We start from the raw sequence: 14,879 nt of genomic DNA, 5'->3' as shown, positions 1-14,879 counted from the left end.
CTCAGATAAAATTCATATACCAGAATTAATAAAAACTGAATCGCAGTCCCAAGCCGATAAATTTTCTATACAAAGACTTGTCAGAGATTGGGAGATGTATTACCAGTAGAGTAACCATTCACCATCGCAAAACAATCCATGACCTTGCAGAGTTATTCTTTCATCGTCAGGATAAATACAAGTAGTTGGTGCAATCTGATGAAGTGTGTGTCCACTGTGCAAGACAATTTCACCAACTTTGTAATCATGAAAAGTTTTGGTTCTAAATCGTTTAAGAATCTCTACATCACTTGCGATCGCTTGACTATAATCATTTATATAGTTGAAATCCCAAACATTCAACCCACCCCCACTTTTCGGCAGTTTAATTGGTAAAGTAAAGGATATTGTATTTAAAGTATCGAGTTTACCTTCATCCCATTTGAGGTTTCGGTATTGCAAATCGAAGTGTGTAGTAGCATTTGGTTTAGTGATAAGATTAGAATCTTGCCAAATATGAAAACCGGGCAACGCGGCATCTGGTTTATACCTTACAGGATTGATAAGCGTCTGCTCTAAATATTCTTTGATTAACTTATAAAGCCAACCTAAGTGTAGTTCTAGAAGTAAATTATATTCCTGAGCTATAGTATAATAATCCTTAGAAAAATTAGGTTGATTTAAGAAATCTAAGTAACTAGCTGTACCTAAAGTATAGAAAAACTTTGGAGAGTTCCCTCGTTTTATCCAAAATTCTCTTAAACTATGAATTACAGAACAAATATCATTACACTGTTCAGATGTCACAATTTGTTCTGAGAAAATTTCATTACTCGAATCTGTATACCAACTAATACTATTGACTGCAATATCTTCTGTAAGCAAAGCTAATAGCGAGTCGGTTATTTTCCCATCTGCCCGAATATCATATCCATCGTATCCCGGCATTGGATTAACTTCTAAACACCAGTACTCTAAATCGTTAGTAACTTTAAAATCCCAACCTGCAAACTTTAACCCCAACGCAGCAGTTGCATTAATAATTTTTTGATGTAAAGCTTCTGGTAACTCCCACTCGATATACTCAGCTTCTTCATGAAAATGGCGATAGTCTACTTGTGGACATTTTATTAATTCTGCGTGAACTCTATCACCTACTACATGCGCCCGCACATCAGCGCCTTTTATATATCTTTGCAAATGAACTGGGCCAGCGTCTGGGTGAAAATCGAGAAACTCCTCTGATTTTACCAGTCTACTATCGGCACGAACACCCGATGTTGTCTTAACAATTGTTAATCCAGCGTTAGCAAACTCAGCTAGAACTTCTGGATTGGAACTAGTAACGCTATCAGCAACTTGAAAACCTAAAGATTTTAGATGAAATTCATGAAGCGGTTTTGAGAAATTATTTGCGCCAGCACCAGGACGATTAATTACGTTACCGGGAATATGTTCTAGCCAACAGCAAAGTCCAGCAAGAAGACTTTTCCATCGCATCGCATCTTGTACATCTGATTGTACGGTTGAAAGGTCAATCAAACGACAATAATAAGAACCATGAGGATTTAATAGATACTTTTGGCTAGAACAACTTATCCAGCTTTGATTATCATCAGGTAATGCTAGCCTCCAATCTCCATTTTGAATCACTTCGCGTAAATTAATTACTTGGACTTCGACACCACGAGATTCAGCATAGTTAACAAAATGGCAAAAAGTGCGATCTGAATCAAGACCAATTGCATAAATCATGAGAAAATAGTCTCCAAAAGTGCGGGAGCAAAATCTGACCAAACAAACTCTATTTCTTCCAGCGATGGATAAGGGTTAATCCGAGCAATATTGGCACTCTCTAAGTTGCTATCAATACTCCAAGTTACAGTGCCAAATACCAAATCTAAATTTCTCAGCAGCGAAATACTTTTTTCTTCTAGCTGCAAATGTTCTAGAGATGTATTGGTGCAACGCCATGCTTTATCTTCTAAAACAACAACAATTTCATATTCAAGGTTCGCCGAAACCCAACTTGCGCGAAATGGCCCCACCCCTTCAGGGATTTCTGGATACGCAGCAGTATTATAAGTAGTTAAATCTTGGAGATACCATTGTTTATCGAGTAATGCTTGCGGTGATGATGGAACTTGCGAAGAGAATACTTCTAGATTGCTACTATAACCAGCCTTTAATTTAGTCAAGTTAGAAGAATATGATAAATTACCCCAAAGACTATTTGCAGTTGGACGATTAATTACTGGTGATTTAGATAATGTCATCGCTGCCCATAAAGTAGCAAGACACTCATCATAAATAAAAGAATCATCAAAACTAGTGCGAATCGGCATTTGTGGCGGAATTCGTAAAATAACTGGGATTTCTGGTTTAATTTCTGGTTTTTCAGAAGTAACACTGATAGAAAACATTCTTGCAGCATTGCAAACATCTAAAACTTCACTCGTATAACCTTTTTCTCTCACCAATTCGTTAACTGCTTGGCAAAAAATGTCATCGCTCGAACCAATAATTAATAAATCCATAATATTTAGTCCATCATTTTTCTCATTGGAGGCTTGGATTCCCAACTTATTGAATAAGCCGGGAATCTATTTTTTCAGAATCTCTATTCTTTAGAAGATTGGCTTGTTAACTTTAATTAAAGTTTGAGGACGCCCATTTCGTAGTACAGGTATTTTTAGCTGATCTGCTGGTAAAATAACTGGATTAATTCTATCTATAAGAACACCACCACAGTTACCACTTTCGCAAGTCTCTTTACTATCCTTACCTTTATCGCTAGAATCTTTGCCTTTATCGCTTGATTCTTTTGTTTTACCACCGTCAGTTTCTAAGATACTATTCAACGGTCGTTGGTTCAAATTATAAAGAGTATCGCGACGGGCAGCATTGCTAATAAAAGGCTTATTGGATACGCTATTATGAGAATTTACTTGTGGGATAGATTCAGCTTTAGCTACAGTGCTAATAATTGAACTAGCAATTGCTAAACCCATTACTAATGCTAAACGTGTAGAAGTTGAACTTGTAATCTTCATTCTGATTTCCCTTTAAGTTTATTTCTTGGTTTTCTTACTGTGGCTGAATTGTCAAGTGTGTAAGGCTACTTACATTTCATGTTTTTCGCCTTTCACTTAGCCAATAGGTTTACTTGGATCTTTTTATGCAATCTTCAGAAAAATTTTTGAGAATTTTATCAAATTTATTTTCTAGAAATAATTAAATTTGACTTTAAACATAAAAACCCGACACAAGTGAGGTTTAATACTTGACTTTTATAACGGTACTGAAAGATTTTTGAGACAGAAATAAGGCTCAAACCAATGCACAACATGGGAAATATAGCGGTTCTCAGTTGGGTACAATATAGTAACGGCAGTAGATAAACTACCCAATAATGTCTTTTTTAGTCACAGTATTGAAGGCGTCTGTAATCGCTCGATCTAATTCTTGATAACCTCTAGTAGCAAGCGAACGCAAAAACTCTTTGACCTGAGACCAACAGTTTTCAATTGGTGAAAAATCACGAGGTGAGAGGAGACAAGTAGACGAGCTTCGCGCCAACACTTTCAATAGCTTCTCGGATACCTGCTACTTTATGAGAATTGAAGTTATCCATAACATCGGACTTTATGTGGCGATGATAAACTTTGGATTGTTGGAACTAGAGTCTATTCCTCAAATGGTGTCAAGTTAAGCTCAAACAAGTAACTAGACGAAATTCCTGCACGGGGAGCATTCCTGGAGCTAATGCAATTCGCTACTATTGCCAAAGTATTGGCGCGAGTGGATAGTAAATTTTTTAGTTTTCAAAATTCTGTAGATGCGATCGCTCCTCTTCCCTCTCAGAATCGCAAAAAGCCAGCCTTTCACCTCCAAGGTCATCTCTTTTGGGCTAGCGAGTCACCAATAACCATGAAAATTGCAAATCCCTCAAAGCGTGGACTAGAGAGGGATTTTTGGGTATTGGGTATTGAGTGTTAGGGATTGAGCTGCTAGTTTAAATTATTTGCTTTTTCAACTGCTTCCTTTAACTCTTCAAAGGTAATACTGCCGTCTTTGTCTGAATCATAATTTACTAGCAATTCCTGGGGACTAGTGGTATTTGTTTCAGATGAAATAATTGCACTTAAGCCAGGACTTAAAAAAAGATCATTAATGGATACTTTGCCATCTCGATCGCTATCTAAGGTATTAAAAAGAGATTGAAGCTCTTGCTCGGTTGTCATAAGTTTCTATCTGAATTTGTTTTTCAACTTAATATCTCATTAATCTGTGATTAATCTCTCAAAATTAAATGAAATTGTATCTTTAGACGTAGAAACGGCTATTGCTAGGGCTTAGATCGGGTGTAACTTTGGGTTACAGGATTTACGCAAAGACTCAGCCTCTAGGATTTTGAGAGGAGGTTGTAAACAGGCTAAGATAATTGGCGTGAGTAGCCACAGCTTCAGGCGTACCGCGCTCATCCAGATGGTTATTAGTGCCTGACACCACTTCAGTATTTTTCCATCCGTTGGAGAATTAGATGAATTAGAAAGTTTCGTAGGTTCAAAAAAACAAAATTTGGTTGTAGACAGCAGTAAATCACTTCCGAGAAGGGATTTTAGCTATTAATCATAATTTATCCTTAATTACTAAACTGTTACCCCTTCCAATTCCTCATCTGTCAACTCATATAATTGACGCAACTTATCCAATTTATCAGCATCAGCTTGCCAAAAACCCCGCCCATGTGCTTCCAACATTCTGCCTAAAATATTGCGGAAAGCTTCAGGATTTGCCTTGCGTAATTTCTCCGCCATTTCTGCATCTAAAGCATAAGTATCAGCGGCTTGATCGTAAACCCAATCATCGGTAAAATCGGCAGTACCACCCCAACCAATCAACGCCGTCATCCGTTGGGAAATTTCAAACGCACCACCAGAACCTTGATTCGCCATTGCTTGCGCCCATTTGGGATTTACCAACTTAGTGCGATACTCCATTCTGAGTAAATCGTCTAAATTGCGGGGTGTAGTATCTTTCGAGAAGCTTTCCACAAAGCTGGTTGTAACTTTCTTACCGCTTTGTTTTTCTGCGGCCTTTTTCAACCCGCCAGTATTGGCGTAATATTCTTGAATATCGGTTAAACCATATTCTACCGAATCGATTTCTTGGACAATGCGATCGCTAGTTTTTAACAAAGTATTCAACACTTCCGGTCTAGCTTGACCTTTATCTTCTCTGCCATAGCTGAATACATTGCGGCTTTGCCAAGTATTCCCCAACTCCTCACCAGATTCCCAGTTCCCATCAACCACTCTATCATTCACCAAAGAACCAAAATCACCCGCCGGATTAGAAAACAATCTCGCTGATGCATTTTCCACACCTTGGACTTTCAAAGCCAAAGCATGTTTCCTAACAAAATTTTCATCTTCCGATTCATCAGCATCAGCCGCCCGTTGAAATAAATCATCCAACAATTCGATGATATTTACAAAACTATCCCGAAAAATCCCAGATAAATTACCCAACACATCAATGCGGGGATGTCCAACCTCCACCAACGGTTTTAATTCATAACGAACAACTCTACCAGTTCCTTCCTTAACAGGTTCAGCCCCCACCAATTCCAACAGAATACCTAAAGATTCACCCTTAGTTTTAATTGCATCTAATCCCCATAACATCACCGCCACAGTTTCCGGATATTTGCCATATTCATCCAAATGCTGGGTGATAATTTTTTGAGCAATTTCTCTTCCTCGTTCATACGCCGCAGGTGAAGGCATTCTATAGGGATCTAAAGCATGAATATTCCTCCCAGTTGGTAACACACCAGCCCCATCCCGCAATAAATCCCCACCAGGCGCAGGCGGAATATATTCCCCATTCAACCCCCTTAACAAATTCGTTAACTCATCCGTAGATTGCATCAACAAATCCCTTATTAGTCTTTCCTCCTTTCTGTATTCTCCGTGCGTCTGCGGTTCGTTTATTCCTTCCTCCTTCCCAAAATAAGCCTCCAAATACGACCCCAACTCCTCCTCACTCGGCTTTTCTCCCAAAGTATGCAACCCCGAAGAAAATAACCGATTTTCTAAAACTTGCAAATATTCATACAACTCCACCAAATAATCATCAAAAACATGAGCGCTAAACATCCGAATATTTTCCGGACTAAATGCAATACCCAACTTTTTCGCATCCTCAAACGGGCAATCTGCATCTAAACCCGTGCCCACAATTTTTTTACAAATCCCTTCTTTTAAAACATAATTTTTTTGTGGATCTTCCCGATACTCCGAAATCAAATCACGCAACGCCACCAATTCCTTATATAAACCTGCACGACCATAAGGCGGTACATTATGAGAAATCAACACACCATAACCGCGACGTTTCGCCAACATCGATTCAGATGGATTATTCGCTGCATATATATATAGATTAGGCAAATTTCCTAACAGTATATCCGACCAAGAATAACCCGTATTACCTAAAGGAGAACCAGGTAACCATTCTACCGTCCCATGCATTCCAAAGTGAACTAAAGCATCAGCTTGAAACTCATTTTGTAGCCATTTATAATAAGCAGCATATTGCGGATGCGGCGTTAAATCTCGTTCAAACATTAAGCGCATGGGGTCACCTTGTATTCCCAAAGGTGGTTGTACACCTATCCACACATTGCCTAATTGCACGCCGCCAATTTGGAATTCATCGCCATAAGTTTTAATTCCAGTTCCCGTGAGAGATTTCCATTGTTTTTCGATGCGAGATGTTTGCAAATATCCTAGCCATTTTTCTAGGGTACGGACATTGACATTACTTGTGGGGTGGGCATTTTGCCCGCCCCTAGACAATGGCGGGCAAGATGCCCACCCCACAAGAGGATTAGCTTCATCTGCTTCTTTTACCCAGCGAATCAATTCTTCGCCATCATCAGGCAAATCTCCGACGGTGTAACCTTGTTCTTTGAGTGCGTGAAGAAACTTCAAAAGACTACGCGGGACATTTAATAATGCAGCTGTCCCAACAGCACCATAACCAGGAGGAAACCCATATAAAATAATAGCTATTTTGCGTTCCGATGCAGGTTTTTGCCGTAAAGCGACCCAACTTTTCACTCTACCAATTAATCGCTGCACCCGTTCGGGAACCAGATAAATATTTTCGCCCACCAAACCGCCGAGGGGAACGGTATCAATAGCGCCATCCAGTTCTGGTAAGGCGTACAACACCACACTTTGCAATCCGCCGATACCTTGGCGCGTCCACGAGGAAATATCTTGAATTAATAGTGGTGCGGCAACAATATAAGGTACATTTTTGGCAGTAAGAATGCGCTTTGCTACTTCTATTTGACGGCCAGCTTCCATTGAACCAGCCGGACCACCTACCAGAGGAAAGCCAATTGTCGAAACGATCGCATCCACCTTTACTGCTTCACTAGAAAGTGAGGGAGTCTCTATATTACCTAGCTGTCGTTGGTGAATTTCATAGTCGGTTGTCATTAAATCTCGTACCGCTACGTGTCCTTCCACGCCGTTGATGAAGATGGGTAAAGGAGTTAAGCCGGCTTTTTCAAAATGGCGAATCAGTTGGGGAATGTAGGGTTGTTTAGTAATGACATGTTTGCGGTAGAGAAGAATTCCGACAACTGGGGAGTGGGAAATTGTCCCTATTCCCTTCTTTTGATACCACTCTAGGTATGCTTTTGGCGATTCAAAAAACCCTTGATAGTCTGGATGGAGTAATCCCATATTCGGGGTTTCTATTGGTGGGGCTATGTCGCCAACTTTCAAACCCAGGTATTTTTCTGCTAGTGTCCAGAATAATGAAGCGACGTTTTCTGAACCGCCAGCATTCCAGTAACCATAGATAATTAACCAGTTGCGTAAGTCCTGAACTTTTTGCACTGGTACGTATTTCAGGAGTTTGGGGCCAATTTTTAAGAAGCTGATGTAACCAGCGAGTTTGTCTTCTTCTCGTCCGTTGCTAAATTTGTCGAGGATGAATTTAACTGGTTTGGGCATTCCTTTGGGTTTGTCGCCAATAGCAAAGTCACCCAGCTTAGTTAAACTCATCAATTCCAAGGCTGACTCAAAGACTAGGCGGATGGGAATTTGGGAAATGCGATCGCGCAACCACACAACCTGGTCATAATCAAATAGTAGGCTACCAAAAAACGCATCAGCGTCATGCAGTGCTGCTTCTACCTCGGCACGTTGACTGATAAGATCGCGATCGCTAAATACCCGAATATCCAACTGTGGACAGCGAGAGTTAGCCAAAAAAGCTGCTTTTCTATACAAATCAGCGTTGAACGATTCAAATCCAGCAACTAAGACGATGCGTTTCATCCCTATAAGCCACGAAATATTTCTTTACTTAAATTTTAAACATGCTTTCAGGCTGATTATTAAATATCTACCCACAAATCGCGATCGTTAGAGTTCTTGTCATAGTAGCTAATGACCGAAGCCCCTTGCTAAAGGTAGGCAAACTTCGGCTAAAGTGTACTAGGTACATTTTTCATAGCTTTTCACTTTTAGTAAGCGTTATTATCTGAATAATGGCGGCGATCGCTGCATTTCAATTTATTGCAAGAATTACTGGTTTATTCCCAATTTTGATAAATTATGATGGTTCTGTTTTTTTGTGATAAATTACCTTTGAATCAGCGGATTTTACCACGGGAAAGCTGCTGTTCCGGTTCGGGGAAAAACTTCTTTTTTCTGTCAACGTAGTAATGATTAAAATAATGTAACCATTACCAAGAAATACTTCAACAAATTTATTAGCAAAACTTTCTATGTATAATTTTTAAGAGTTTTGATAGTGTAAAAATAAGTAGGCTGAGGATTAAATCATGAAATTTGGAATTGATAGCGGCCACAATTGTCCCCCAGATACAGGAGCCAGCGGGATTAAATTTGAGGATAATTTAACTCTAGATGTAGGTAATAGAGTTATAGCCAAGTTAAGGGCTTTGGGAAACGAAGTCGTCGTATGTAGACCAAGTAGTGCTAGTACAGTAACTCAATCACTTTCAAAAAGATGTGCTACAGCTAATACAAATAAAGTAGATATTTACGTCTCGATTCATTTTAACTGTTTTAACGGCCAAGCGAACGGTACAGAAGTCTATGCAACTAGCGATACAGGAACAAAAATCGCTAAACCTGTATTAGATGAAATCGTGAAATTAGGATTTTTCAATCGTGGTGTTAAGAGTGGTTCCCACTTGTATGTTTTGAAAAATACAGATATGCCAGCGATTTTAGTAGAAGGTTGCTTTATCGATTCGGCAAAAGATATGAATCTTTTTAATGCAGAAGCAATGGCAAATGCCATCGTCAAAGGCTTAACTGGTAAAATTCCAACTACTCCTGTTAACCCCGTACCAGATGAAGAGCAGAATATAGATAAGACTATTCAGAGATTGCAAAAAGCCTTAAATCAACTGAAAATAACTGATAAAAATGGTAAGACATTAGTGGAAGATGGCTTCACCGGGGCGAACACAAAATCTGCCACAGAAAAGTTTCAGACTATTGTTGGGGTTCAGTCAACTGGAGTTGCTGACACGGCTACATGGGATGCCATAAATTTAATTTTGGCAAAACGAATTATCCGACCAAACCATGCTGGCGGTTCAGTTGTTAGATACTTACAATACCGTGTAGGTGTCGATCCTGATGGCGTTTACGGCCCACAAACTGAGGTTGCAATTAAGAACTTTCAAAAGCAAAATGGTTTAGATGCCGATGGGATTGTCGGACCTGCTAGCTGGCAAAAATTAATTGGTTAGACTAAAGCTGTTGGAAGTGTAAAGCGTAAACTACCCACCACTGACCTGAGTAAAGGTTCAGTGGGGGCGCTTAAGCGCACAGAATTTTGAGTCGGATTAGCCACGATTTCGTTCTAGCTGTATCATCATCATCAAACTTAACAAAATTTGCTGCTCTTGGCGATCGCTGATTTTATCCACAACTTTGATGATAAATTTTCTGGAGAGGAAAGTGGGGATTTTCTCCAAACGCATCACAATGGTGCCATCAGCTTGGCTGACCAAGTAGACTGGGTTAAAAACATAACCAGTGAACATACCTACAATTGGGATTTCTGCAAAGAGAGCATCAGCAATTTTCACCCACGGATTTTTCTCCTGGATGTTCAAAGTAGTCGTGTCGCCATCAAAGATGTCATAACGCGCACGCCAAAGAGATTTTAATCCGCGTCGTTTTACTGAACCAATGTAAGTACCGTTACTATCGGTAAAGTCATAGCGTGCTGAGAAGTCAATAATGCGATCTGCTTTGATGTAGTATATCGGACGAGTTTGCTCAGCATCAGCAAAGATTGTAATTGCTTCCTTGAGCTTGAAGAGTTTCTGCTTGAGATAGAAAGCCAAATTCCCTTGAGCATCAACAACAGACATTTGTGGTGCGAATGTCCAGAGTTTAAAGGTGAGTTCCAGAGGATACTGCATAGTTTTGGGGAAAACAAGAAAATTATCACCCTATTAATCCCAATTTTAGGGAAAAACTAACATTAATCCTAGAGTTAAAAAATTTGGGACAAGGGTGCATAAACAAATAAAGGTCAACCTATTAGGTAAGTGAAAGGGTTAAAACCCAAAACACACTAACACTTAAACATGAGGAGAATGACGATGAAATTCCGTCACTTAACTGGTTCTTTGTTAACAGCTACTGCACTTCTAACCAGCACATTACCATCTTTCGCCGCGCCTTTTGATGTCAACTCTACTGGTATCTTCAAACCTGTTAATATCAACCCCGGAGTAGGTGTAGGGAATATAGTTCCTAGCACTCCAGTTCCTGGCTCACCTAGCAATGCAGTTGGTAATACGGAAATTCAAGGATTAGGCGACCATCAATCTTGGGTTGATCCGAAAACCCTTGCAAAAGACCCCCGCGCTTTATGCAGTGACGTTGGCTTAGGTAACAATACTCGCAACAATTCTAACAAGCTTGCCTTGGCAAACACTAACAATACTCGTTCGAGTTCTTCTAGCAGCCACAATGATGGCGGTGGTGGTGGTTTTAGTATTTTCGGTATTGGTGCCAGCGGTAGTGGTTCTACCCAAGGTACTAAAAATAACAGTGATGCCCACGATCAAAGCAGTAACCGCACAGAAGAAAATATCAGTAGTTCCTCAACAGTAGTACAAGGTAGGAATTGTGATGCTTTTGTTAACTCCGCCGCTGCTAGAGATATGAACTACGAAGACAACCTTACCCGCCGCTATGAAATCAAAACTACTCGTCGGGGACAACAAGTTAATCAATTACTGGACAATAAATAAACTGTTACGGATTTAAATTGCATACTTATTTGTAAAAATTGTCCGTTGTCCGTTTTCATTCGTGATTTCAAAAGGACAGCGGACAATTGGTTGATTTAGCCCAATACCCTTGGATTAAGGGTTATTGGTGTAGATAATTGGTCTAGAGAAGACGCGATTTATCGCGTCTCTACATGAGGGTTTTGGGCTTATTTGAACTTGATTTTAATTTCACCTTAGGAGAAACGATGAAATACAGGCTAAGAGGGAGAATTATTGCCCTGACTACAACCATATTTTTGTTTATACCATCTTTAGCAAATGGACAAACTGCAAGACCAAACAACCGAAATCCCACAATTCATGACTCTCAAATTCTTCCCTATCTGTTAAATAATCCCAATGAAAACTCATTAGTAAGAGTGCGTTGTCTTTCTACAGATAGTCCACAACTAGATAGTAAGCGGCAGATTATTAGAGATAGCCTTCTGCAACCTACTCTTAGCGATCGCAATTACGCTGTAACTATTGAAGTAAATGAAAGTTGTCGTAATCTCAGGATTAACGTTCAAGACGATTCAGATTTTTCTGATGTCTCCATCTATCATCCTGACCTAAATAACAATCATAATGAATTTGATGACTCTTGGCTAACCCGTGAAGGTTCTGGATGGTATTGGCTACTACATCCTCGCTAATAACCAACTTCACAACTATGCAAGATTAAAATAAGTAAATAACCAGGGCGTAGGAAGCAACCTATGCTGCTGACAGGAATATGTTCAACTAAACAAGCTTTGCGTTTGATAAGCATCAATCGCACTTGTTCACAGGTAATTTCCTATCGCTCTGGTGCTTTTTTGGCGGTGAAGTTTCGCCAAAAGTATAAAAGTAAAGGGTCTTATAAAACTATAACAATTATCAATATTTTATTGTATAAATGCACACATTTTTCCTGATAGAAGTTTATAGTTGCAATTAGGTTTAGGGTATAAAGCATTGGGACAAAGGAGGCATAAGGCAGGAGTTCTAAAATGCTGGAATTTTGTTAGCGCAGTGTAAAGCCTTCTCTTTCAGAGACGCTAACGCCAACGGCATAGCTTTGCTTAGAGCGAGTCCACAAGCGTCATTTTGAATTTATGGCGGTACTAATCCCCTTCATTCACTTGCTTCAGCGCTCGACGGGCTAACTTTACGTAAGTTTTCACGGTTGCATAAGGCATTTCTAAATCTTGAGCTATGACCTGTAATGATTCTCCCATTTCGCGCTTTGCTAAGATAGTTGCCCATGTAGAAGCAATTTTATCAGCGCGATCGCCTCACATCTTGCACCTGGAAATTTCAATATCAAAACCACAACTACGTGCAAGGGAAGTTAGACGTTCAACTGTTGTTACATTTAAAGGCTGGTTTACCCGATCTGTACGGATAACTACGGTTGGTGCAAGATTTGAGTTTACCTATGCCCTTGGTAGACATTGCCTCATAATGAAAAAAGATTAAGCAGATACTCATAAAACTTTCAATGAGCCAGACTAGCCTAAATTTAATTGCAATATCTATTTTTCTTATGACCTTATCGGTACTGCTGGGACCATTCTTCAACTTATCGCCCGCAGTACCAGCGATCGCTACCTTTGCTATCTTAGGAATAGCAACTTTTGACAGTTTTAGCTTGCAGGGCAAGGGTGGTACGATCTTTGTAGATTGGATTGCTGGTTTTTCAAGCGAACACCGCGATCGCATTATCCACCATGAAGCGGGACATTTCTTAGTTGCCTACCTGTTAGGTATACCCGTTACTGGCTATACTCTCAGTGCTTGGGAAGCTTGGAAACGGGGGCAAGGTGGACTTGGCGGTGTTACCTTTGATGATAGTGAATTAGCATCTCAACTAGAAGTGGGTAAAATGACTGCCCAAATGTTAGACCGCTACTGCACTGTTTGGATGGCGGGTATTGCTGCGGAAACCCTAGTTTTTAATAATGCTGAGGGTGGATCTGATGATAAAAACAAAACGATCAAAGTCTTAACAATCTTAGGTTTTTCCGAATCAGCTTCTCAACAAAAACTGCGCTTTCATGCCCTCCAGGCAAAAACCCTACTGCAAGAAAATTGGTCTAGCTACGAGGTTTTAGTTAATGCTATGCGACAACGCAGTTCGGTAGAAGATTGTCATGCAAAGTTGGGGGAGTGAAGGCGGAGGGGACAAGGGGACAAGGAGATAAACAAAACTCCTAACTCTTAACTCAGCACGGGCTAAACGCCCCACTATCGCTAACAGCACTCCTAACGCCCCATGCTCACTTTTAAGAAGATACAGCTTTTAGATGTGGAACACGAGATAAGTAGTTAGAGTCAATAACCCGATTCCGCCCAGAATTTTTAGCATGTAGTAAGCATTGATCGGCGCGATATAGGAGACTTTCTCCTCGATCGTCATCGTTAGCTTCTAGACAGGCCGTACCAAGGCTAATGGTGACATTAATTGTTAGTTTATTGTTGAGTGAAAATGGTTCTTCGCCGACTACGCGATTGAGACGACGGGCTACGATTAGTGCTTCTTCTGCGGTAGTGTTAGCCAGAAGAATCACAAATTCTTCACCACCATAGCGGAATGCAGTATCTTGAAAGCGTAGATTGTGTTTTAGACGCTGACATAGCACCTGCAAAAGGCGATCGCCAACTAAATGCCCATGAGTATCATTAACTTTTTTGAAATGATCTACATCCAGAATAATCAAACTCAGGGAAGTTTTCTGAGTCCTAGCTTTTTTAATTTGCCTGGGTAAATCCCATTCTAAAGCACGGCGATTATTTAATTCTGTCAATGAATCTGCTAAGGCGATCGCTGATAACATATCATTTGTCCGAATCAAATCTCGGTATTTTTGCGCTTTCCGCAAACCAACAGTCAATTGAGCAAGTATTAGTCCATGATTGGCAGTCAATTCTGCCAAGCTATGCTCTGTTTTTTCATCAATAAGATGCCAAATATAAGCATCAGCTCCTTGTTTTAAGACAGCAGCAGTCATCTCTAATTCCCTCTGCCAACCATACTTATTTTTCTGAGTCAGCTGTTGGGGACGATCCTCAAAAAGAATACAGTATATCCACGATAGCTTTGTTTGGTCTTTCAACCAACTGCACAATTCCATACTTCCATCTAGGCTAGCCTGGACAAGTATTATATCGGGCGGTGTACTTTGAATGTACGACACAGCCTGATTAAGATTTTCGATCGCTTCTACATTAAAAGCGATCGTATAACGTATCTGCTCTGGAAGTGTGCTGCGAAAGTTATTATTTCCAAAGACCAAAATCGAAATATTCATTTTTTACAGTATTTAAATTTAAGGAGATTAAACTACTAAAACTTTTTGCTCTTGTTATCTAATACTAATTTGACCGATATTTTCGGCGGACTTGTATTTTTTGATATATATTTTCTAGCCCTATATCTATAAAAAAATCACAATTTTAATCTCCTCTTAATACTTTGTTTCTAGTAAGACAGTTTCTTAAAATATCGTTTTCTAATCACTAATGTCTTATTTACATTATGTTTTTAAAACAGTACAAA

At 39.8% G+C, this 14,879-nt stretch carries 13 protein-coding genes and 2 pseudogenes; 7 read left to right on the top strand and 8 right to left on the bottom strand.

Annotation, left to right across the window (positions count from 1 at the left end):
* Positions 1 to 99 precede the first annotated feature (99 nt).
* From ACFG4S_RS32415 to ACFG4S_RS32405, 3 genes are all read right to left on the bottom strand, one after another.
* Positions 100 to 1,734: a RimK family alpha-L-glutamate ligase gene (locus ACFG4S_RS32415; RefSeq protein WP_392532951.1), complete on the bottom strand. Its 1,635-nt coding sequence runs from the start codon at positions 1,732 to 1,734 to the stop codon at positions 100 to 102.
* Positions 1,731 to 2,516 (bottom strand): hypothetical protein, encoded by a 786-nt coding sequence (locus tag ACFG4S_RS32410; RefSeq protein ID WP_392532950.1) that lies wholly within the window; start codon positions 2,514 to 2,516, stop codon positions 1,731 to 1,733. The genes ACFG4S_RS32415 and ACFG4S_RS32410 overlap by 4 nt, the downstream gene beginning before the upstream one ends.
* A gap of 90 nt (positions 2,517 to 2,606) precedes the next feature.
* Positions 2,607 to 3,032 carry a hypothetical protein gene (locus ACFG4S_RS32405; RefSeq protein WP_392532949.1) on the bottom strand — a complete coding sequence of 142 codons (426 nt, stop codon included), beginning with the start codon at positions 3,030 to 3,032 and terminating at the stop codon, positions 2,607 to 2,609.
* A gap of 712 nt (positions 3,033 to 3,744) precedes the next feature.
* On the opposite strand from ACFG4S_RS32405, the gene ACFG4S_RS32400 reads away from it, so the two are divergent.
* Positions 3,745 to 3,978 carry a hypothetical protein gene (locus ACFG4S_RS32400; RefSeq protein ID WP_392532948.1) on the top strand — a complete coding sequence of 78 codons (234 nt, stop codon included), beginning with the start codon at positions 3,745 to 3,747 and terminating at the stop codon, positions 3,976 to 3,978.
* Positions 3,979 to 3,989: 11 nt separating this feature from the next.
* On the opposite strand, the gene ACFG4S_RS32395 is transcribed toward ACFG4S_RS32400, so the two are convergent.
* Entirely contained in the window at positions 3,990 to 4,223 is a 234-nt protein-coding gene (locus tag ACFG4S_RS32395) for an EF-hand domain-containing protein (protein ID WP_334939127.1), read from the bottom strand.
* 271 nt (positions 4,224 to 4,494) lie between these two features.
* Between ACFG4S_RS32395 and ACFG4S_RS32390 the strand changes: the two are divergent.
* Positions 4,495 to 4,567 (top strand): annotated as a pseudogene (locus tag ACFG4S_RS32390) (IS1 family transposase); the annotation flags it as partial.
* A 64-nt stretch (positions 4,568 to 4,631) separates the two neighbouring features.
* Here the strand turns inward: ACFG4S_RS32390 and bchH are convergent.
* On the bottom strand, positions 4,632 to 8,345 hold the full coding sequence (gene bchH, locus ACFG4S_RS32385) for a magnesium chelatase subunit H (RefSeq protein ID WP_392532947.1): 3,714 nt from the start codon (positions 8,343 to 8,345) through the stop codon (positions 4,632 to 4,634).
* 509 nt (positions 8,346 to 8,854) lie between these two features.
* On the opposite strand from bchH, the gene ACFG4S_RS32380 reads away from it, so the two are divergent.
* Positions 8,855 to 9,796 (top strand): N-acetylmuramoyl-L-alanine amidase, encoded by a 942-nt coding sequence (locus ACFG4S_RS32380; protein WP_392532946.1) that lies wholly within the window; start codon positions 8,855 to 8,857, stop codon positions 9,794 to 9,796.
* 96 nt (positions 9,797 to 9,892) lie between these two features.
* Here the strand turns inward: ACFG4S_RS32380 and ACFG4S_RS32375 are convergent, their stop codons facing one another.
* Entirely contained in the window at positions 9,893 to 10,477 is a 585-nt protein-coding gene (locus ACFG4S_RS32375; RefSeq protein WP_392532945.1) for a hypothetical protein, read from the bottom strand.
* A 183-nt stretch (positions 10,478 to 10,660) separates the two neighbouring features.
* Here ACFG4S_RS32375 and ACFG4S_RS32370 point away from each other — a divergent pair, with 183 nt between their 5' ends.
* Together ACFG4S_RS32370 and ACFG4S_RS32365 are read left to right on the top strand one after the other, a co-directional pair.
* Positions 10,661 to 11,317, top strand: coding sequence for a hypothetical protein (locus ACFG4S_RS32370; RefSeq protein WP_392532944.1), 657 nt, complete (start codon positions 10,661 to 10,663; stop codon positions 11,315 to 11,317).
* 227 nt (positions 11,318 to 11,544) lie between these two features.
* Positions 11,545 to 11,994 carry a hypothetical protein gene (locus ACFG4S_RS32365; RefSeq protein ID WP_392532943.1) on the top strand — a complete coding sequence of 150 codons (450 nt, stop codon included), beginning with the start codon at positions 11,545 to 11,547 and terminating at the stop codon, positions 11,992 to 11,994.
* Between the two features lie 450 nt (positions 11,995 to 12,444).
* Here the strand turns inward: ACFG4S_RS32365 and ACFG4S_RS32360 are convergent.
* Positions 12,445 to 12,615, bottom strand: a pseudogene (locus ACFG4S_RS32360) (CRISPR-associated endoribonuclease Cas6); the annotation flags it as partial.
* On the opposite strand from ACFG4S_RS32360, the gene ACFG4S_RS32355 reads away from it, so the two are divergent.
* On the top strand, positions 12,536 to 12,799 hold the full coding sequence (locus ACFG4S_RS32355; protein ID WP_392532942.1) for a hypothetical protein: 264 nt from the start codon (positions 12,536 to 12,538) through the stop codon (positions 12,797 to 12,799). The pseudogene ACFG4S_RS32360 and the gene ACFG4S_RS32355 sit on opposite strands and share 80 nt — an antisense overlap.
* A gap of 22 nt (positions 12,800 to 12,821) precedes the next feature.
* Entirely contained in the window at positions 12,822 to 13,493 is a 672-nt protein-coding gene (locus ACFG4S_RS32350; RefSeq protein ID WP_392532941.1) for an ATP-dependent Zn protease, read from the top strand.
* Positions 13,494 to 13,605: 112 nt separating this feature from the next.
* Here ACFG4S_RS32350 and ACFG4S_RS32345 read toward each other — a convergent pair whose 3' ends face one another.
* Positions 13,606 to 14,631 (bottom strand): GGDEF domain-containing protein, encoded by a 1,026-nt coding sequence (locus ACFG4S_RS32345; protein WP_392532940.1) that lies wholly within the window; start codon positions 14,629 to 14,631, stop codon positions 13,606 to 13,608.
* Positions 14,632 to 14,879 lie beyond the last annotated feature (248 nt).

Source organism: Nostoc sp. C117 (assembly GCF_043099735.1).
Lineage (GTDB): Bacteria > Cyanobacteriota > Cyanobacteriia > Cyanobacteriales > Nostocaceae > Nostoc.
This window is presented reverse-complemented; position numbering and strand designations above follow the sequence as displayed.